The sequence below is a fragment of the Marinobacterium sedimentorum genome (assembly GCF_024267675.1).
GTDB classification, from domain to species: Bacteria; Pseudomonadota; Gammaproteobacteria; order Pseudomonadales; family Balneatricaceae; genus Marinobacterium_A; species Marinobacterium_A sedimentorum.
In genome coordinates this window covers 139,948-158,683 of record NZ_JALDYX010000002.1, presented here as the reverse complement: position 1 = coordinate 158,683, position 18,736 = coordinate 139,948, and the positions used below count along the sequence as shown (strand labels likewise).

17 protein-coding genes are annotated in these 18,736 nt (G+C 56.2%); 8 read left to right on the top strand and 9 right to left on the bottom strand.

Annotation, left to right across the window (positions count from 1 at the left end):
* Positions 1-592 precede the first annotated feature (592 nt).
* From dctP to MRS74_RS03100, 3 genes are read left to right on the top strand one after another with little or no spacing between them, the layout of a single operon-like run.
* Positions 593-1,603, top strand: a complete 1,011-nt coding sequence (dctP, locus tag MRS74_RS03110) for a TRAP transporter substrate-binding protein DctP (protein ID WP_254578808.1) — start codon at positions 593-595, stop codon at positions 1,601-1,603.
* Complete coding sequence (locus tag MRS74_RS03105) at positions 1,603-2,136, top strand: TRAP transporter small permease subunit (protein WP_254578807.1); 534 nt, start codon at positions 1,603-1,605, stop codon at positions 2,134-2,136. The genes dctP and MRS74_RS03105 overlap by 1 nt, the downstream gene beginning before the upstream one ends.
* A gap of 53 nt (positions 2,137-2,189) precedes the next feature.
* Complete coding sequence (locus MRS74_RS03100) at positions 2,190-3,515, top strand: TRAP transporter large permease (RefSeq protein ID WP_254578806.1); 1,326 nt, start codon at positions 2,190-2,192, stop codon at positions 3,513-3,515.
* 313 nt (positions 3,516-3,828) lie between these two features.
* On the opposite strand, the gene MRS74_RS03095 is transcribed toward MRS74_RS03100, so the two are convergent.
* The 4 genes from MRS74_RS03095 to MRS74_RS03080 all read right to left on the bottom strand — a co-directional run bounded on the left by MRS74_RS03095 (position 3,829) and on the right by MRS74_RS03080 (position 6,056).
* On the bottom strand, positions 3,829-4,464 hold the full coding sequence (locus MRS74_RS03095) for a glutathione S-transferase family protein (RefSeq protein WP_254578805.1): 636 nt from the start codon (positions 4,462-4,464) through the stop codon (positions 3,829-3,831).
* Between the two features lie 36 nt (positions 4,465-4,500).
* Positions 4,501-5,199 carry a helix-turn-helix transcriptional regulator gene (locus MRS74_RS03090; RefSeq protein WP_254578804.1) on the bottom strand — a complete coding sequence of 233 codons (699 nt, stop codon included), beginning with the start codon at positions 5,197-5,199 and terminating at the stop codon, positions 4,501-4,503.
* A 42-nt stretch (positions 5,200-5,241) separates the two neighbouring features.
* Positions 5,242-5,715, bottom strand: coding sequence for a GNAT family N-acetyltransferase (locus tag MRS74_RS03085; RefSeq protein WP_256557777.1), 474 nt, complete (start codon positions 5,713-5,715; stop codon positions 5,242-5,244).
* A 110-nt stretch (positions 5,716-5,825) separates the two neighbouring features.
* Entirely contained in the window at positions 5,826-6,056 is a 231-nt protein-coding gene (locus MRS74_RS03080; protein ID WP_254578802.1) for a DUF2269 family protein, read from the bottom strand.
* A 559-nt stretch (positions 6,057-6,615) separates the two neighbouring features.
* Here MRS74_RS03080 and MRS74_RS03075 point away from each other — a divergent pair.
* From MRS74_RS03075 to MRS74_RS03060, 4 genes are all read left to right on the top strand, one after another.
* Positions 6,616-6,789 (top strand): DODA-type extradiol aromatic ring-opening family dioxygenase, encoded by a 174-nt coding sequence (locus MRS74_RS03075; RefSeq protein WP_254578801.1) that lies wholly within the window; start codon positions 6,616-6,618, stop codon positions 6,787-6,789.
* A 57-nt stretch (positions 6,790-6,846) separates the two neighbouring features.
* Positions 6,847-8,046, top strand: coding sequence for a formaldehyde dehydrogenase, glutathione-independent (gene fdhA, locus MRS74_RS03070; RefSeq protein WP_254578800.1), 1,200 nt, complete (start codon positions 6,847-6,849; stop codon positions 8,044-8,046).
* 210 nt (positions 8,047-8,256) lie between these two features.
* On the top strand, positions 8,257-8,481 hold the full coding sequence (locus MRS74_RS03065) for a hypothetical protein (RefSeq protein ID WP_254578799.1): 225 nt from the start codon (positions 8,257-8,259) through the stop codon (positions 8,479-8,481).
* A gap of 473 nt (positions 8,482-8,954) precedes the next feature.
* Complete coding sequence (locus MRS74_RS03060) at positions 8,955-10,403, top strand: NCS1 family nucleobase:cation symporter-1 (protein ID WP_254578798.1); 1,449 nt, start codon at positions 8,955-8,957, stop codon at positions 10,401-10,403.
* Between the two features lie 178 nt (positions 10,404-10,581).
* On the opposite strand, the gene MRS74_RS03055 is transcribed toward MRS74_RS03060, so the two are convergent.
* From MRS74_RS03055 to MRS74_RS03035, 5 genes are all read right to left on the bottom strand, one after another.
* Positions 10,582-12,171: a phage tail sheath family protein gene (locus MRS74_RS03055; protein ID WP_254578797.1), complete on the bottom strand. Its 1,590-nt coding sequence runs from the start codon at positions 12,169-12,171 to the stop codon at positions 10,582-10,584.
* 823 nt (positions 12,172-12,994) lie between these two features.
* On the bottom strand, positions 12,995-13,273 hold the full coding sequence (locus MRS74_RS03050) for a hypothetical protein (protein ID WP_254578796.1): 279 nt from the start codon (positions 13,271-13,273) through the stop codon (positions 12,995-12,997).
* Between the two features lie 465 nt (positions 13,274-13,738).
* Entirely contained in the window at positions 13,739-14,377 is a 639-nt protein-coding gene (locus tag MRS74_RS03045) for a dihydrofolate reductase family protein (protein ID WP_254578795.1), read from the bottom strand.
* Positions 14,378-15,880: 1,503 nt separating this feature from the next.
* Positions 15,881-16,030 carry a hypothetical protein gene (locus MRS74_RS03040; protein ID WP_254578794.1) on the bottom strand — a complete coding sequence of 50 codons (150 nt, stop codon included), beginning with the start codon at positions 16,028-16,030 and terminating at the stop codon, positions 15,881-15,883.
* A gap of 83 nt (positions 16,031-16,113) precedes the next feature.
* The gene (locus MRS74_RS03035; protein ID WP_254578793.1) at positions 16,114-17,289 is read right to left on the bottom strand and encodes an MFS transporter; all 1,176 of its coding nucleotides are present in this window, start codon (positions 17,287-17,289) and stop codon (positions 16,114-16,116) included.
* A 178-nt stretch (positions 17,290-17,467) separates the two neighbouring features.
* Between MRS74_RS03035 and MRS74_RS03030 the strand changes: the two genes are divergently transcribed.
* The gene (locus tag MRS74_RS03030) at positions 17,468-18,397 is read left to right on the top strand and encodes a LysR family transcriptional regulator (RefSeq protein WP_254578792.1); all 930 of its coding nucleotides are present in this window, start codon (positions 17,468-17,470) and stop codon (positions 18,395-18,397) included.
* Positions 18,398-18,736: the final 339 nt, after the last annotated feature.

Sequence of the window (18,736 nt, the reverse complement as noted above, 5' to 3'; positions counted from 1 at the left end):
ACCATGTCCTGTTGAAAGCTGATGACAAAATATTCAGCCGGGCGAATAACCGCGACCTTAATCGTCACCGTCATAATGCCGTTACGGATATCTGCCCCCGCCCCCGTGAGCCTCGCCCAACGCAGGTACAACAACTCGAGCCATCCTGCGACATCAAATCGGATCGGGGAAATAGCTATAAGTCCGCGGACTCCGCTGCAGCCCCGCCACTTCCAAGGTACCTGGCACCCGGCTCGTATTGCGTTGGGGCAGAGACAGACGATGGAATACGTCGGGCGAACGAACCGCCCCTGGTTGCACTAGCTGAACGTAGCTACAAACAGGTCATGCCCCCACAGAACCACAGCGTCATATATCCTGCGTATCAGGAAGAGTCTGAGCCTGAAAAAGCGCCTTGCAATAAGCTGTAAAAACAGTAATTACCCGACATCAGGCTGGTATTTTAGCCAAAAGAACCTATTTTTTAACAGTCAGCCGCCATCGGACGCAAAAATGCATCCCCAGGTCGCATATAAGCATATCGCATAGCGAGTAGCCTGATAGTAATGAGTTACTGATCCAGCAAGAATAATCAACAGGGAATCTCCGAGACATGAAACGACGCGATTTGATCAAAACTGCCGCCGCCGGACTCGTCGCTGCTCCATTGGCAATCGGCGCCACCTCAGCCAATGCTGCAACGACCCTGCGCATGCAGACTTACTGGGGCAAGGAAGCCAACGATATTTTCGATGCGTTTACCGATGATGTGAAAATCGCATCCAATGAGGAGCTCAAGGTACGTCGCTACACAGGCAGCTCCCTGGTACCCGATGCGGAGATGTTCCAGGCGGTCAGCAAAGGCACCATCGACATGTGCCAGGGCTACGCCGGTTACTGGCCGGGGCAGCTCGATATTGCATCCATCGAAGCCGGTCTTCCTGCCGCCTGGACCAACTACGACGAAGCCATGTACATCATGGATACCAAGGGCCTGAGTGACCTGATTCGCGAGTCCTACGCCGAACACAATGTTCATTACCTGGGCCCAATCATGGGTGGCCCCTTCGACCTGCTGACCAAGGAACCGGTGAACAACCTGGAAGACCTGAAGCAGATGAAAATACGTGCCACCCCCAGTATCTCGAAGATTCTTCAGCAGTTCGAGATCCCGACCGTATTCCTGCCCGGATCCGAGCTTTATGTCGGTCTTAGCACCGGCACCATTGATGGCGTCATTTACGCTGGCACTAACGAATACCTGTCGATGAAGCTTTACGAAGCAGCCAAGTACTATACCTCGCTGAACATGGTCAGCCCCGGCTATACAGACGAGATTCTGGTGAACATGGACAAGTGGAAGTCCCTCACCGACGAGCAGCGCAAGTGCATCGAACTGGCATTTGCCAAGCACGCAACCAAGATGCACACCTGGATGGTCAGCGGCTCCATTGATGCCTCTGCCACTGGCCACTTCGTTATGAGTGCCCTGCCACCGGAGGACTCAGCCCGCCTGCGCAAAGCGGCAGAGGTCATCTGGGAAGAGGAAGCCGCCAAGTCCGAACGTAACAAGAAGGCCATCGATATTCTAAAGGCAGCCGCCAAGGCAACCGGGAGAGCTTGATGAAAGGGATATCTCGATTTCTCGATACAGTTGACGGGATATCCGAATTCATTGGCAAGGCCGTCTCCTGGATGTGCCTTGTCATGATTGGCGTCCTGCTCTACGAAATCGCGGCCCGCTATTTCTTCCTCAGCCCGACCTCCTGGGCTCACGAAACCACCACCATGCTGTATGGCACTTTTTGCATACTGGCCGGCGCCTATACTCACCGACATCAGGCCCATGTGCGCAGCGAAGTCGTTTATCACCTGTTTTCCAAGCGCGGCCGTGCGATTCTGGATGTCATAACCGGGTTTATTATTCTCGTGGTCTTCGCGGTCTTCTTTTACGCAGCCTTCGAGTTTGCTCTCGAATCCTGGCAAAACAACGAAATGTCGTCCAAGAGCACCTGGGGGCCGCCCGTCTATCCGTTCAAAACCATGCTGCCCCTGGGGGTCGGCCTGGTCTGGTTGCAGGGCTTGGCAAACTGGATCAGAGACATCCAGATGGCCTTTAATCTTGTACCCACTGACGACTCCAGCGACGCGATATAAAGCTCGCAAAGTCGTAAAGCACCCTATCACCAAGACATTCAAAGGAATTCAAGGTGTCAGAACTTGATCCGCTACTCATTACGATAGGCATGTTCGGAGCCATGTTCGTGATGCTGATGTTGGGCGCTCCACTAGCCTGGTCGCTGCTCAGCGTTGGTATCGTATTCGCCTTTTCCCTCTGGGGACCGGGCTCTCTGGAACTGCTGGCCATCAGCTCTTTTGCGGCTATGGACAACTTTCTGCTCGTTGCCCTGCCGATGTTTATTTTCATGGGGCTGATGCTGGAACGATCAGGCATCACCGACGACCTGTTCGAGATGATGAACAAACTGATGGGGCATATCCCGGGCGGGCTGGGCATCGGTACCGTCATTATCTGCGCACTGATCGCCGCCATGGCGGGCGTTTCAGGCGCCGCAACGGTCAGCCTGGGCGTCATCGCCCTACCCGCCATGCTGAAGCGTGGCTATGACAAGAAACTGGTCACGGGCACTATTATGGCCGGGGGGGCTCTCGGGTTTCTAATTCCCCCCAGCGTGCTGATGATCCTCTACGCGTTCCTGGCCAGGGAGTCCGTCGGCAAACTGTTTGCTGCCGGGCTGATGCCGGGTCTTATGCTCGCGGGCATCTACATCCTCTATGTGCTGATCCGCAGTCGTATCAACCCGTCTCTGGCCCCCCCGGTACCCAAGGAAGAACAGGTCGACTGGGTCGGCAAGCTGAAGTCACTCAAAGCACTGATACTGCCAGGAGCACTTATTACCACAGTACTGAGCTGTATTATCTCGGGGATCACGGCGCCGTCCGAGGCCTCCGCGATAGGCGCAGCCGGCGCCATTCTCTGTGCTGCCATATACCGAACGCTGACATTTGCGATGCTCAGGGATGTATTACTGAGCACTACCCGCCTGATGGGCATGCTCATCTGGATCACCCTGGCAGCCATCTTCTTCAGCAAGGTTTACATTGGCCTGGATGCCGGATTCCTGCTGCAGGACATTGTCGAGAATACCGACCTCTCGCCAATGTGGGTCATTATCATGATGCTGTGTTGTTACTTCGTGCTCGGCATGTTCCTCGACGACTTTGCCATCGTGTTTATCACGGTGCCCCTGTTCGTGCCGATTGTCGAGACACTCGGCTTCGATACGATCTGGTTTGCCGTACTCTTTATCGTGAGTATGCAGTGCGCCTATCTCACGCCGCCCTTTGGCTACAACCTGTTCTATATGCGATCGGTGGCGCCGCCTGAAGTCACAATCTATGACCTCTACAAAGCAGCAGTCCCTTTCATTCTGCTGCAGATTCTGGGTCTTGGCCTGTTGCTGGCTTTTCCGCAAATAGCGCTCTGGCTTCCAGAAGTGCTGTACGGGCCCTGATCCGCATCCACCAACCCAAACACACAACACACAACACACAACACCACGCGGGGCCTTACAGGGCCCCGCGTGGCATTCAGCCTGCTGCAGAGCAAAGACAACCTGCGCTTCTGAATAACGGGAATTTCAGTATTACTGCGGTATCGATCTGCATGCCCGGGTTCTTTATGTCTGCATCCTCGATACCGAAGACCAGATTCGAGTTCACAAGAAAAATTGGAGTCTGACCCCAATTTTGTGATCCCTATTTTGTCTGTCCCGGATTCGGCAAGACCTTCGGGAATTGGGCCACCGAGACAGCGGCCCGGCATCGTTACAGGGCTTGAGGGGCGACCTTTGCCATCAGTTCCTGGATCAACGCATCGGCACGTTTCTTGGCCGGACGCTCCAGCAATGGCGCGACGTAGGCTTCGAATTCCGGCTTGCGCGCAATGAGGTTGAAGGCCATGCCGAAATCGAGCAGCGAGGCCACATAGACGTCGGCGGCGCTGAAGCGGTCGCCGGCCACATAGGATCGACCGGCCAGCCAGCCCGCGAGTGCATCGTAGGTCATCTCGAACGAGCCGTAGCCGAATTGCCGCTGCCCGTCGGCGCTATCGACATCCCATCCGGCGGCCTTGTTCGACATCGCCGGTTCACCGCAGGCGGCCGCGAAAAACAGCCAGCGGTAATAGTCGCCGCGCGCGTCCAGTGCCGGCGCCAGACCCGCCTTGGGGAACGCATCGGCCAGATAGGCGCAAATGGCGGCGGCCTCGGTCACGACCACATCGCCGTGCAGGATGGCGGGCACCTTGCCCATGGGATTGATGTCCAGGTATTCGGGCGCTTTCATGCTGGTACCGTACTCCAGTACCCGCACTGTATACGGCTGGCCGACTTCCTCGAGCATCCAGTGCACGATGGCGCCACGGGACTGGGGGTTGGTGAAGAAAATCAATTCCTGGGTCATGGTGGTCTCCTTCCACTTGGTGGGTGTGAGGCGACTTTACCCCGTACCACTGTCAGTTTTTGTCAGCAGTGTTTGGCGCCATTCCTTCATCATCTGATGACGGCGCCTGGGCGTCCTTTCGCAAAGCACCCGGGCCTCCAGGATGCGGTCGACACGAAAGTGGCGGTAATCATTGCGCAACTCGCACCAGGCCGCCAGCACCTGGGTGCTATCGAAGAAACCAACCGTCACCGGCCAGACCACCCGCTCGGTCCTAGCCCCTTGCTGGTCGGCATAATCAAGGGACAGCTTGCGCTCCTCGTTCAGCGCCTGACGGATCAGCGGCAGGTCTTCCCGCTGCGGCGGCTGCCGGTGGGGGACGATCACCAGGGCATCATCCTCGAAGCGCTGGCGCAGCTCCGGCGGCAGTACCGCCCCGAGTTTGGCCATGGCCTCCCGCGCCGCCTGCCCCATTTCACCGTCGGTGCGCTGCCCGACCCATTTGAGCCCGAGCGCCAGCGCCTCGATTTCCTGGTGCGAGAACATCAGCGGTGGTAACAGAAAACCCGGTTTCAGCACATAGCCGAGCCCGGGCTCGCCATCGATCTGTGCCCCCATCGACTGGAGCGTGGCGATATCCCGATAAAGCGTACGCAGGGATACCCCGGTTTCCTCCGCCAACAGGGCGCCGCTCACCGGCCGGCGGTGACGACGCAGAATCTGCAGGATGTCGAAAAGACGTTCGGTACGTGACATTGAAAGGACGCTACCACAGTTGAACCAGTTGGGATCATTACACTAACTGTTTGCGAAGGCTTCGAGCGCGTCTCCTGACAGCCGATACCCCACCCATTCATCCTGCGGCCTGGCACCGATCGACTGGTAGAAGCGTATGGCCGGTTCGTTCCAGTCCAGCACGCTCCATTCGAAGCGGCCGCAGCCCTTCGCCACCGCCACCTGCGCCAGGTGCTTCAGCAGTGCCTTGCCGGCCCCGGTGCCACGGTGCTCCGGTGACAGGTACAGATCCTCGAGGTAGAGTCCGTGCCGGCCGAGCCAGGTCGAGTAGTTGAAGAAGTACACGGCATAGCCGATCGGTTCGTTGTCCAGCTCGCAGATCAGCGCCTGGGCGGACGAGCCTGGGCCAAACAGCGAGCTTTCGATATCGGCCGCCGTGGCAACGACTTCGTGCTCGGCTTTTTCGTAGGCAGCGAGTTCCCTGACGAACCTGAGTATCAGGCCCGCGTCTTCGACGGTTGCCTGGCGGATTTTCATAGCGGGCACCTTTATATCCTTATCAAGATTACGATAGTCATGCGGGCACAGGCCGTGCCCGATTCTATGGACGTTTTAACTGTCCGGTCCAGCGCTGAACCTTTTTGTGTTCACATTCGCGCCAATGTTCCCAATAATCGCTCAGCGTTTTGGGCAAATACTGGATCAGCGATACCCGCCTTGGTGACCATCAGATAGATTATCAAGACAATCGCCAGGAATGCCGGAACGCCTGGCACAATCCAGCTTTTCATCAGCCGCCTGTAGGCCGGGAAAACATAATCGAGATAATCGTGCCAAATATCATCCTTGATAAACGGGTACGGTCGCAGTTTAAGCACTTGTCCTCTGTCGATATACAGAAGGGCTATTTTTACTCTTACCCCAAACATCCTATCGGCGCCCAGATGGCAGACAAGAGCTTTGAGGGCTTCATGAAACCCCGTAAGGTTCCAGAAGCTACCTGATGGCCAAGATAGTCGCCGGTATGGGCGCCTCCCACCTACCCTCCATCGGCCGGATCCAAGAGCCGCAAAAACAGGCGGATCGCGCCTGGCAAGAGCGTTTCGAAGGCTAGGAGGCGGTCAAGCGCTGGCTTGCTGAAGAGGTCAGGGCAGTCGTCGTCATCCTGGTCTACAATGACCACGGCACCGAGTATTTACTCGACCGTTTCCCGAGCTTCGCGCCGAGTGTCGAGCAGTACCGCGTTGCGGACGAGGGCTAGGCAAAAGGCCCCTGCCCGATTTCCCGGGCAACTCCGAATTATCCAAGCACCTCGCCAATTCACCGGTCACTGACGAATTCAACCTCACGCTGTGCCAGGAAATGGACCTGAACTAAGGTTTCCTGACCCCGGTGTCACTGCTCTGGTCATAAGCTGATGACAGCTGGCCGGTCCAGGTGGTAGCGCTGCTGGTCAACGTAATCCAGCATCCCATGCACAGCGGCAGGCGCAATTACAAGCTCGAACAGGCGATCCACCGCGCCGTCGCATCTTTTGTGCAACACCTGCGCGTTGCGGTGGTGGGTACCGGCATCGGCCTGCTTGCGCTGCAAGATGGCGCTGTGCCGTAGGGCGCGAACGCGCCGACGGTCTAGCCCCTCCTCCATAATTACAAAAAGGAGAACAACATGAGTGCGTCCACAGAAAACCGCGGGGTCGTCTACAAGGGCCCGGGGAAAGTCGCTGTCGAATCCATCCCCTATCCGAAACTCGCCATCGGCAAACGCAAATGCGGTCACGGCGTCATCCTGAAAGTCGTTACCACCAACATCTGCGGCAGCGACCAGCACATGGTGCGCGGCCGTACCACCGCACAGCCCGGCCTGGTGCTGGGCCACGAAATCACCGGCATCGTTATTGAGGCCGGCCACGATGTTGAATTCATCAAACCCGGTGACCTGGTATCGGTACCGTTTAACATTGCCTGCGGCCGCTGCCGCAACTGCAAAGAAGGCCGTACCGGCATCTGCCTGAACGTCAACCCGGCGCGCCCGGGTGCCGCTTACGGCTATGTCGACATGGGTGGCTGGGTCGGCGGCCAGACCGAATACGTCATGGTGCCCTACGCCGATTTCAACCTCCTGAAGTTCCCCGATGCCGACCAGGCAATGGAAAAAATCCAGGACCTGACGCTGCTGTCCGACATTTTCCCGACCGGCTTCCACGGCTGTGTTACCGCCGGCGTTGGCCCGGGTTCCACCGTCTATATCGCCGGTGCCGGCCCCGTCGGCCTGGCCGCGGCCGTGTCCGCCCAGCTGCTCGGTGCGGCCTGTGTCATCGTCGGAGACATGATCGAAGACCGTCTGGCTCAGGCTCGCAGCTTCGGCTGCGAAACCATCGACCTGACTCAGGAAGGTGAAATGGCCGACAAGATCGAGGCGATCCTCGGCGAGCGCGAAGTCGACGCCTTCGTCGACTGCGTCGGTTTCGAAGCCCACGCCTGCGGCAGCAATCACGGCAAGGAAGCGCCGGCCACGGTGCTGAACTCAGCCATGAATCTGACCCGCGCCGGCGGTCAGATCGGCATTCCAGGCCTGTACGTGACCGAAGATCCCGGTGCCGCGGACGACGCCGCCAGGCATGGGGCACTGAGCATGCGCTTCGGCCTCGGCTGGGCCAAGTCCCACAGCTTCCACACCGGCCAGTGCCCGGTAATGAAGTACCATCGCCAACTGATGCAGGCGATCCTGTTCGAGAAGGTCAAGATTGCCGACGCAGTCAACGTCCAGCTAATCACTCTGGACCAGGCACCGCAGGGTTACGCCGACTTCGACCACGGTGCGGCGAAGAAATTCGTCATGGACCCGCACGGAACCGTCGCGGCCTGACGCCACTGGCGCGACAGGGCGATTCCCTTGCCCTGTCGCCAAACCAACCACTGTAGCCAACCCGGTAGACGACAAGTCCCAGACGACGTGTACCGCGCCCGACTAGGCACCTGCGGGGTCATCTGCAGAGTCACCCATTAGCCGACTCCCCCCAGCGGCCGTATCGTTGAGAGACAACATCGACGAACAGCCACTAAGAGGAGCCGACCAATGAAACTGTATGCCGGGATCGATCTGCATTCCAACAACAGCGTCGTATCCGGTATCGATGAGACAGACCGAATCCATACGACAGGCAGCCAGCAAAGTCCGACGAAAACAAAAAGACCGGCCACCGCCACGAACCAGCGCGAGGCGGGCAAGCCCGGCAAGGTACTCGCCCCGGCAACCCGCAGAACTTTGGCATCTTTCGCCATCGCGTGCAGCGCCCCCTGAAACCCGTCACCGACGCTTCGGCCATCGGCCAGGTCGACCTAATGGCTTTTGCAGGCGACACAAGCCTTCGCCACCCGGTAATCCTGCCCCTGAAAAGGCCCCGCCGTCTGGAGAACAATACTGGGCTGCAGTGCCTCCAGGCCGCGCTCAAAGGAGTCACTCCGGTGGTCCTTTACCGCCCGATACCTAGGCACGCGGCGAAAGCCCGTTCAGCTGTGAAACCAGCTGGCCGATCGGCGCTGCGAGCGACCGGCGATATAGAGCCGTATTCCAGGTTCGCTGACCAGCCGGCAGCATATCCGGGCACCGAAATGCCCCGCTCCACCCATGACGACAAGGTTTCGTAATTTATCATCCATGTCGAGAATACCCGGGCTTTGTTGCATAGAATTGAAAAGCCACCTTAGCAGTTGAAGTCAGAACGCACCGATAGCCGGACGGCCCTTGGGCCCATCGCAACAGGGAGCCGAAAGATGCAATCAGACAAGACGAAGAAGATGCCATCCACAAATGGCGAATCAACCCACGGTACAGAGAACCCGCTGCGTCCGGTCACGAAGGAAGAGAAATCCTGGGGATGGTTTGCAATTTTCAACATCTGGGCAAACGATATCCAGTCGCTGTTCGGCTATTCGCTGGTGGCATCGCTCTTCATTTCCTATGGCGTCAGCGGCTGGACAGCGTTCGCCGCACTCATTAGCGCCGGCCTGATGGTCATGCTACTTGTCAATCTGTCCGGCGCTGCCGGTGAGCGTTACGGCATTCCCTACCCGGTGCTCGCCCGGGCCAGTATGGGCACGGCCGGGGCCAAGCTGCCGGCCGTGCTGCGCGCGACCGTCGCGGTCTTCTGGTACGGCGTTCAGGTTTACTTCGCCTCGACGGCGCTTGCACTGCTGATCCGGTCCGTAACCGGCATCACAGCGGGGGAGCAAATCCTTGGGCTCGACAGCATCGACTGGATGTCGTTCGTCATCGTCTGGGCATTCCACATTTTCATCTTCTGGCGCGGCATGGGCTGGGTTGAAACCTTCCTGAACATCGCCGGCCCGTTCGTATACGCGGTGATGATCGGCCTGGTGATGGTACTCTGGAGCAAATCGGACGGTCAGCTGCTGTCCCAGGCCCAAACGATCTTTGCGAACCCCGAAGCAACCTTGGGCTCGGAGATCAAGGGCTTTATCGCCATCGTCGGCACCATGGTGGCCTATTTTGCTGCCGTCATGATCAACTTCAGCGACTTTTCGCGCTACGCCCGGGACAAGAACGCGATGATCAAGGGCAACCTTGCCGGTCTGCCGTTCAACATGATCCTGTTTTCGGCGCTGGCACTGCTCACAACCGCCGGTGCTGCCGTCGTCTATGGCGAGGAGATCATCAACCCGACGGAAATCGTCGGCCGCACCGATAGCGTGCTTCTCGGCGTCATTGCCGCCATCACCTTCTTTGCCGCAACGGTCGGGATCAACCTGGTGGCGAACTTCGTTCCCGCGGTCAACGGCATCGCCAACCTGTCACCGCACAGGATCAGCTTCCGCAGGGCCGGCTTGATCACGTCGCTGTTTGCACTGTTCATCGGCGGATTCTGGACCAGCTTCATCAGCCAGTTCGGCATCAGCGGCTTCGTCAACACCCTAGGCGCGACCCTGGCGCCGCTTTACGGCATCATGATCGTCGATTACTACAGCCTGCGTAAACAGGTGCTCAGGCGCGACGACCTCTACGACATGAAAGGTGGCACCTATCACTTTGGCAACGGCTGGAATGACAATGCGCTCGTCGCATTCGGCATTGCGGGGGCGTTCTCGGTCGCCACGGTCTGGGTCCCGTTGCTGGGCCAGCTCACCGGTTATGCATGGCTCATAGGCGCGAGCCTGGGCGGACTGATCTACTACGTCCGTTGCAAAAAATCGCACCTTGTCTGAGCAAGGCAGCCACCTGGAATTCCCGCCGGGAATTCCAGGATGCGCTGAGGAACGCCGGGCTATTTTTACTCTGACCCCAAATATCTATGACCCCAAATATCTGTCCGGCGGGTCCGTAAAACGGACGCACTTGGCTGGATGGGCGAGTCAAAGGGTCACCGATGAGCCGTATGCGTTGCTACCGGGAAACATTGTCCACCATTATCTGTTGAAAACTGATGACAATAAATTCTGCCGGTCTAACGACAGCGACCTTAACCGTCACCGTCATGATACCGTTGAGAATATCTTCCATCGTCATGGTTGTACCCAGGCCGCATTCAACCTGGAAAGCATCCGACGCTTTCGCGCCCTGCAACCCGCCCTGTTTCCAGATATCGATCAGGAAACGGCTGATCGCACTTTTGACCGCCTCCCATGTATTAGCGTCGTTCGGTTCTGAGCCATAAGCCCGCACTGCTTGCCTGATCGACTGCTCTATGAGCGTGATAGTGCGGCGAACTGAAATATAACGCCAGTCCTGACTATTGCCATCCAACGTGCGTGCGCCCCACACCAGAATCCCCAGACCGTTGAAAAAGCGAATCGCATTGATCGACTTGCCGGATACCGCATCGACATTCAGATCCGCCTGCTGTGTATCATTCAAACGAATGGACAGACTGGCCGCGCCGACAATGCTGGTATTGGCAGCTGCGTGCCAAACACCATTCACATTATCGTTGACCGTATAAACGCCAGCCAGACCGCCGCTTGGCGGAAGCATATTGGCGTCCGCCAACACATGCTTAATAATCTGCGCATAGGTCCTGGACGCAGTCAGCAGCGCTGCATTAAGCTGAGAGCAGGTCAATGCGCCGGTATTCGGCGGATTTTCGATCATGCCAATGATCTTCTCAACCGCTGCATTGGGCGCAGAGGCCGGGTTCAGAATAGCGCCCAGCTGTTTGATATCACCACCAAACAGATTGGTATAGTTGATATCGCCATTGTCCATGATGGTCGTGCCAATAAATGGGTAATAGGCGGCGCCAAACATCAAACCATGGGACCCGGTATGATTGCGGAATGTCTCAATATCCTGGGTATAGGTGACCGGGTCTGGTGCTTTGCCGCCAATAACGTCGAACAGGCACATCGCAGTCTGTAGCTCCTCAGCCTGCAGCAACATGCTTTGCATTAGCGTGCCGTTGTCGTCCACTGACAACAGGGTCGCATCGGGACAGATGTACAGGGTTGGCTCCTGCTCATGTTTGAGCAGCTCCAGGCCATGCTGCAAATCGGCCAGCTGAACATGCGGATTGACAACTTGTGCCCCCACATCCGCCGCCGTGCGACTTGGGACGCCATAGGCGCCGACAGAAACAATGTAAGCATCCCCTCCGCCATTTTGATAAAACAGGCGAATGCTGTTGTAGAGATAGTAGAGGGTGCTGGGGTCAGGGACGACAGCATAAAAAGTGCCGTTTATCTCCAGATAATCCCCTTTGGACGGTTTCTGCCCCTGCTCCAGCAGATAATACTCGGGACTATATTTCGACGCAGGATCGGCTGGCGGAGCCGGATCAGCTTTCATATATATGGATTGAAACTCGGCGAACGAGGAAATCTTATGTGCCTTTCCGTAGTAAGATTCTCCTTCGTATTCCGCCGTGGGCGTGTAACCAACAAACGCTGGCACCGCTGTTTCCACCGGAACAACAGAATTGGGAAATTCGTTTATTTCATCTATATACACGCCAGGTGTTTTTATATTAGAGCTGGACATGCCTTTCGTTCCCTTTGGTTAGAGTCGTCAAACATTCTGCGTCGCTATAGTTATACAGCCACACTGTATAAATAGATATTATTAACCTGGTCTGCAAATAGGTTCATCTATGCCTTTATACGGGGATTAGGTGCCTATCACGGTGCTGACATCGGTGGATGTATCGCCGTTTGTAGGAGCCAGCTCCGCGGGCGATTAGCGCTTGGTCGGGCACCCGATTCGCCCGGAGACCGGGCTCCTACAAATGTCCTGCACTGCTTCGGCTGACAATGTATTTTTCAGCCGGGATGATAGTGTTTGTCTTGAAGGTGATGAAACCGAAGCAGGTTGATGGGGAGTCCGGTTCACATGAAAATAATAGCTTCCCACGGAAATACCGATAAATCACCGAAGCCGCGTAACTGCGAAGTCCTGGTGAGCAAAGCGAGCGTTTTTGACTGATTTACCGTGCGTTTTATCATAGGCAGTCACCATTACCACATGCAGTTAATAAACTAACCAAAAATATTATGGCAAATAAGATTAGTACGTAAATTAACCAGACCACTAAAAGATTAGGCCTTGAAAAAATCTTTATTCTGCTGAATGCATAAACGCCGACACACATAGCTAATAACGAATACACCATTTCGAGCGTAGCGAGGTTTGATCTTAGATTTAGCCAGTACGACGATTGCACTCCGAAAAAGACTATTAGACTGGGAGCGGCTATAGACAGCATAATCGATTGAAAAACACTAAGTTTCATACATCTTTTTGACACATAACCCCCAATGAACGACAGTGAGCGATCTTGACCCCATTGCTATTTTTCATTTGCCTTTTATTTTCTCCAAGCACCCCACATCGCGAAGCCTTCAGCAATCGCCGCCCATTGAACCAGCCCTAAAGTTCCTGCTGCCAGCGAACCGATAAAAGTTCCGTTTGGGACAATAAACCATGACAATAGCGACATGGGAAAACCTGTAATGGTCAGCCAGATATGAGAACTAATGCCGTATTCACCATGGTTTTCGAACAATACGCCATACGCCGAAACGGCCAGACAGACCAATACCCAGCCGCCATATATCTTGATTGTCTTTAGTGTGCTCGGTGCCATTTCGATTATTCACGATGTACATCGTGGCCATGTCGGCCGCTTTGAAACTACCATTTTTGGCGTAGACACACTGGCCGTTGTGACTGCGGACATGAGATCGCACACCAGCGTTTCGATCAAAATATGATCGTGGTTCGGCATCAGGCATTACGCCCAGAATTCCGTTCAAAATTCGTTCGTGAACTGATGCATCGGCTCATTTTAATACTGATTGTCGTCCTCGCAGATAAAGAGGTCACGGGGTCAGGTCTTGCCTTTTACCCCTCAGATAAAAAGGCAGAGCAAAAGACAAGACCTGACTCCATAGCAACGCGAGTAGGTATTTCAAGAATTATTCCTCCCGGCTTTTCTTTATCGAAAAGATCGGGTGACTGATAGTTGAACGTGACGGTACCTTCCGGTCGCCGTATCGCGTGCTGAATATTCCTGAAAACATAGGGACGGCTCACAGGTGTTAGGTCTCTCCTACTCACGCACATAGCGCAAGTGTGTAGCGGTTGGACTATCAACCACCTTGTCAATTCGAAACTGCGGCACGGGCTCGCGTAGGTTATCGAAAAGGCGTTGCCCTCGACCGAACATAACTGGCGCTTGTGCGATCTCCAACTCATCGATCACACCCAGATTTAAATACTGCTGGATTACGTTTGCGCCACCCGAGATGCGAATATCGCGATCGCCCGCGGACTCTCTGGCCTGTTCAAGGGCGCTCTCTGGACCGTCGTTGACGAAGTAGAATGTCGTCCCGCCCGGTCGGACCCAAGGTTCGCGCTTCTCGTGGGTAAGAACGTATAATGGAGTGTGAAACGGAGCTTCCTCGGGCCATGAAATTTCGCCTTGTTCGAACATTCGCTTACCCATGATGCTGGCACCGCTACGCTCCATGGTATAGCGAAACATATCATTAACCTGACCGGTCTCTCCGCCGGGCCCGAACTTGAGGTTCTCGCGGAAATATTGCAGTTTAAGAACCCAGCTCATCATCGCACCCCACTTTGCACCCCAGTCCTTGTAATCAGGCCTATCCCAATTCTCTATCGCCATTCCTTCCGGTGCCATGTAGCCGTCAAGGCTTAGTCCGATGTTTACGAAAACTTTACTCATTGCATTTTTCCTCAAGCTTTCACGTTGTATGTAACAACTAGTCGAAGTTGAGATTGAATAATCGACATACTAAATAGAATTTGTCGACCGAATCAGACTGACGGCCTAACATTTGTATCCTAGCCTCTGAGGCCGTTTTGACTGAGGCCAGTATTCCCTGATGAATTCTCGTCAAAAACGACACAAAGCCAGGCAGCATCAGCCTTCCAGGTCATCTGTTCAATCGAACTGAATCTGACAAAACGATCACCAAGCCTCATATCCACAATTTTACGCCTCGATGTAACTTTTTGATCCTAAAGAAGTATTAGCACATATTTTGCCGCATATCGAGATACTGGCCTGCAAGGCCGTTTATCCGGCCGGATTGACCGAAAGCGCCAAAAACCACGCTACCGCCCTACTGACGACAGTATACCGCCTGCGATGCAACACAGGCCGGGCCAGGAAAACATAGGAATTGAGAATGGGGGCAATTCACCCAGCCTGGCTTCCGTTGCTCAGCTGACGATTTTCTTGTTTGACGATCAACACCAAGCACCGATACTCCATGAGTGCCCAAGGAATAATGCCGAAAGCAGGGATAAGGAGCAAGGGCCTCAACACTAGCACCAAGACATCAGAACGGCTTCCCCCCCCCTTGTGAAGCCGGCGAGCACTGAGGTCATTCGGTGAATTGGCCCGAAGGGGTGAGACAGGGACTGTCGAGCCGCAGATTAGGCACAGGATGTGCCAGCTCTTCACCTTGATGGCCGGCGCCCGCACAATGGCGTCACAGCGCAACGAAAAAGGCTTCATTGGGGCGAGTTCTTTAAGGTAAAAAGCTTTTGCCTACCTTCCTTGTCACATAACAAGGAAAGTAGGTCGCCGACAGGCGTAATACAGACTCGCAGCAATCCCGCAAACCATCCGCCGGCAGGCATGGTAATAGAACCAAAAGCCGCATGACAGTACGCCAGCCGATACCGAAGCACTGCCTCCATTTTCAGAGCTTCGCCGCGGGACGCGGCTCCTACGGGGCTCGAAGTTACATCGCCGACAGGCGAAATACGGACTCGCAGAAAACCCACAAACCATCCGCCGCCAGGCATGGTAATAGCACCAAAAACTGCATGACAGTACGCCGCCCAATACTGGAACACAATCTTCATTTTCAAAGCTTCGCCGCGGGACGCGACTCCTACGGGGCTCGAAGTTACATCGACGACAGGCGAAATACGGACTCGCAGAAAACCCGCAAACCATCCGCCGGCAGGCATGGTAATAGAACCAAAAGCCGCATGACAGTACGCCAGCCGATACCGAAGCACAGCCTCCATTTTCAGAGCTTCGCCGCGGGACGCGGCTCCTACGCGTCCCGAGGCTATGTCGCCGACTGGCGAAATACAGACGCGCAGGAGCGCCACGAAGCCCCCGTCTGCCCAACCCAATTCCTCCTCAGGCCTCCTCCCGCTCGCGCAGTATCGCCTCCAGGCTGATTTTCGGGCACAGGGCATCATTGATCTAATCGATCAGGTTGCGCCCGGCGCGCCTGATGTACTTCTCGGTGGCCGCATCCAGGCAGTTGCCTTCGGCATCGAAGACCTGCTGGATCTTGGCAATGGAGACCGCCAGCGGCAGCAAGGCTGCAACTGGCAATTGCGTGCCCAACATTCGCGATCTCGCGCCTTTTCTGGTGCGAAAACAGCCTTCGGCAGGACATGCTCACAAAGGTCAACAGTCCCTAAACAGGGGGCTCAGTAAGCAGCGGCAAGCTGCTCTTCTTGCGCCTTTTTATGCTTCTGGAACAGCAATACCAGCACCAGGCCGGCGGCAGATGTCGCGGCACCCGCCAGCGCAACGCTTGGCAAGCCCAGCCCGAGATGAATCACCGCACCTCCCAGTGCAGCCCCGCTGGCATTACCCAGGTTGAACGCGGCAATGTTCATTGACGACGCAAGATTCGGTGCGTCTGCGGCTTCGCGCACAACCAGAGCCTGTAACGGTGGCACTATGGCAAAGCTGGCGATGCCCCAGAAGAAAATCAGCGGTGGCACGATCAGGGCATGCTGCATGGTGGCTGCAAATAGCGTCAACAGGATGACTGATCCCAGCAATGACATCACCAGCGTGCCGGTCAGGTTACGATCGGCAAAGCGGCCCGCCAGCCCGTTGCCGACCGCCAGACCCAGGCCATACAGCACCAGCATGCTGGTGACAAACAGGGTTCCGACGCGGGTCTCGTCTTGCAAAATCGGTGCTATATAGCTGAACACGGTAAACATCGAACTGGAGCTAACCACGGTCAGCAAGAGTGCAAAGAGTACCGAGCCTTTACCGAGCACCTTGATCTCATTGGCGATGGTGGTTTGCCCATCCACGGCCAGTTTAGGTAGTGAGACGCGTAGCGCGACCAGGGTAAACAGGCCCAATACAGCCATCCCCATAAAGGCGGTTCTCCAGCCGATGGTTTCACCCACGTAGGTTGCCAGCGGCACACCGCCGATATTGGCAATGGTCAGGCCGGAAAACATGGCGGCCACCGCGCCTGCACGCTTGTGCGGCGGTACCAGTTGCGTGGCGACAACGGCGCCCACGCCAAAAAACGCACCGTGATTGAACGAGGTAACAATACGACCAATCAGCAGGGTGCCATAGCCGTCCGACAGTGCCGAGATCAGGTTGCCGATGGTGAAAATGCTCATCGCCAGCAGCAGCAGACTGCGGCGCGACATGTTGGCAAACCCCAGTGTCATGATCGGCGCACCGACCACCACACCAAAGGCATAAGCGCTAATCAGCATACCGGCGGTCGGGATACTCACGTCCAGATCGCCGGCAATGACCGACAACATGCCCATGGGAGAAAATTCGGTAACACCGATACCGAATGCCCCCAGGGCCAGCGCCAGCAGCGGCAGGTTAAGCTTCATTGTGATCTGTCTCCTCAATTTGTTCATTCGGGGAGTGTAATGTACTCACCCGTTCCCGATAAGTGGGCACCGTGGTCAACCAGCTTTGCGTTCAATTCAAAGATGGAGTGGGTAAAATGTCGATCGGAGGGATTTTCGTCATTACACTGGGCGCCGGCAGCCAACAAAAGAGAACACAATGGACAACAAAAGGACGGACCGTACCGCCGAGATGGAAACCTTTCTGGCCGTGGCCTGTGCCGGGTCACTCAGTGGCGCGGCCCGGCAACTGGGACTCACGCCCTCGGCAGTCAGCCGCCTGGTGACGCGGATCGAGCAGCGCCTGGGCGTGCGGCTGGTGGTGCGCACCACACGCAGCCTGCGGCTAACCCGCGAGGGGGAGGATTATGCCCTGGCGGCACGCCGTATACTGGCGGATCTTGACCAAACCGAATCCGCCATTGCTGACAGAGCCAGCCCCAGAGGACTGGTACGGATCAGTGCCGCCCTGGCACATGGTCGTCTGTCCATTGTGCCATTGCTGCCGGAATTTCTGGCACGTTATCCGGATATCACCGCAGAAGTACAGCTCAGCGATGAAATATCGGATGTGGAAGGGGGGCATATCGACGTTGCCATTCGCTTCGGGCCGCTGCCTGATAGCTTGCTCAGCGCCCGTCGACTGGGAGAAACCGGTCGTTCGGTCGTCGCCTCACCGGAATACCTGCAACGCCACGGCTATCCCCAAACGCTAGAGGACCTGGCGCATCACAACTGCATGGACTTCAGTTTCAAGCGCATCGAACCGGGTTGGCCCTTTCAGGTAGACGGTGAAAACGTCATGTTGCCCATCGACGGCAACGTGCACGCCAACAATGGCGAAACCCTGGTACAACTGGCCTTGCAGGGGGTGGGTATCACGCGGCTTGGCGACTTCCATATCGGCCCTGAACTTGAATCGGGGCGGCTGGTCCCTTTGCTCGACGACTTTAACCCTGGTGACACCGAAGCCATCCATGCCGTATTTTTCGGCGGTACCACCATGCCCGCCCGGGTACGGGTTTTTGTCGACTACCTGGTTGAGAAAATGACGACGGGGAACGGCCAGGACCCTTTTAATGCGGGTTAGGGGATAGTGGATATTGGCAGATGCTCGCGGACGCGGGATAGCCAGGCAGCAATGCGATATACCTGCGCAGGACCTCGCTACACTTGCCCGCTTTTGAATCCAGCAGCATAACTGGCCGACAAGCATGCCGGCCGCTCAGAGCCCGGCCAACAGAACGGCCACCCTCCCCTTATGAGCAGGAAATTGCTCCTGCATTTTCTGGCTACCGGCCATCCATGGCCATACGTCGGCGAGACAGGGACTGTCGAGCCAACGCCAGAAGAGCTTCGCCGCGAGACGCGGCTCCTACGGGGCTCGCGGGCATATCGCCGACAGACTCGCAGAAACACCACAAAGTCC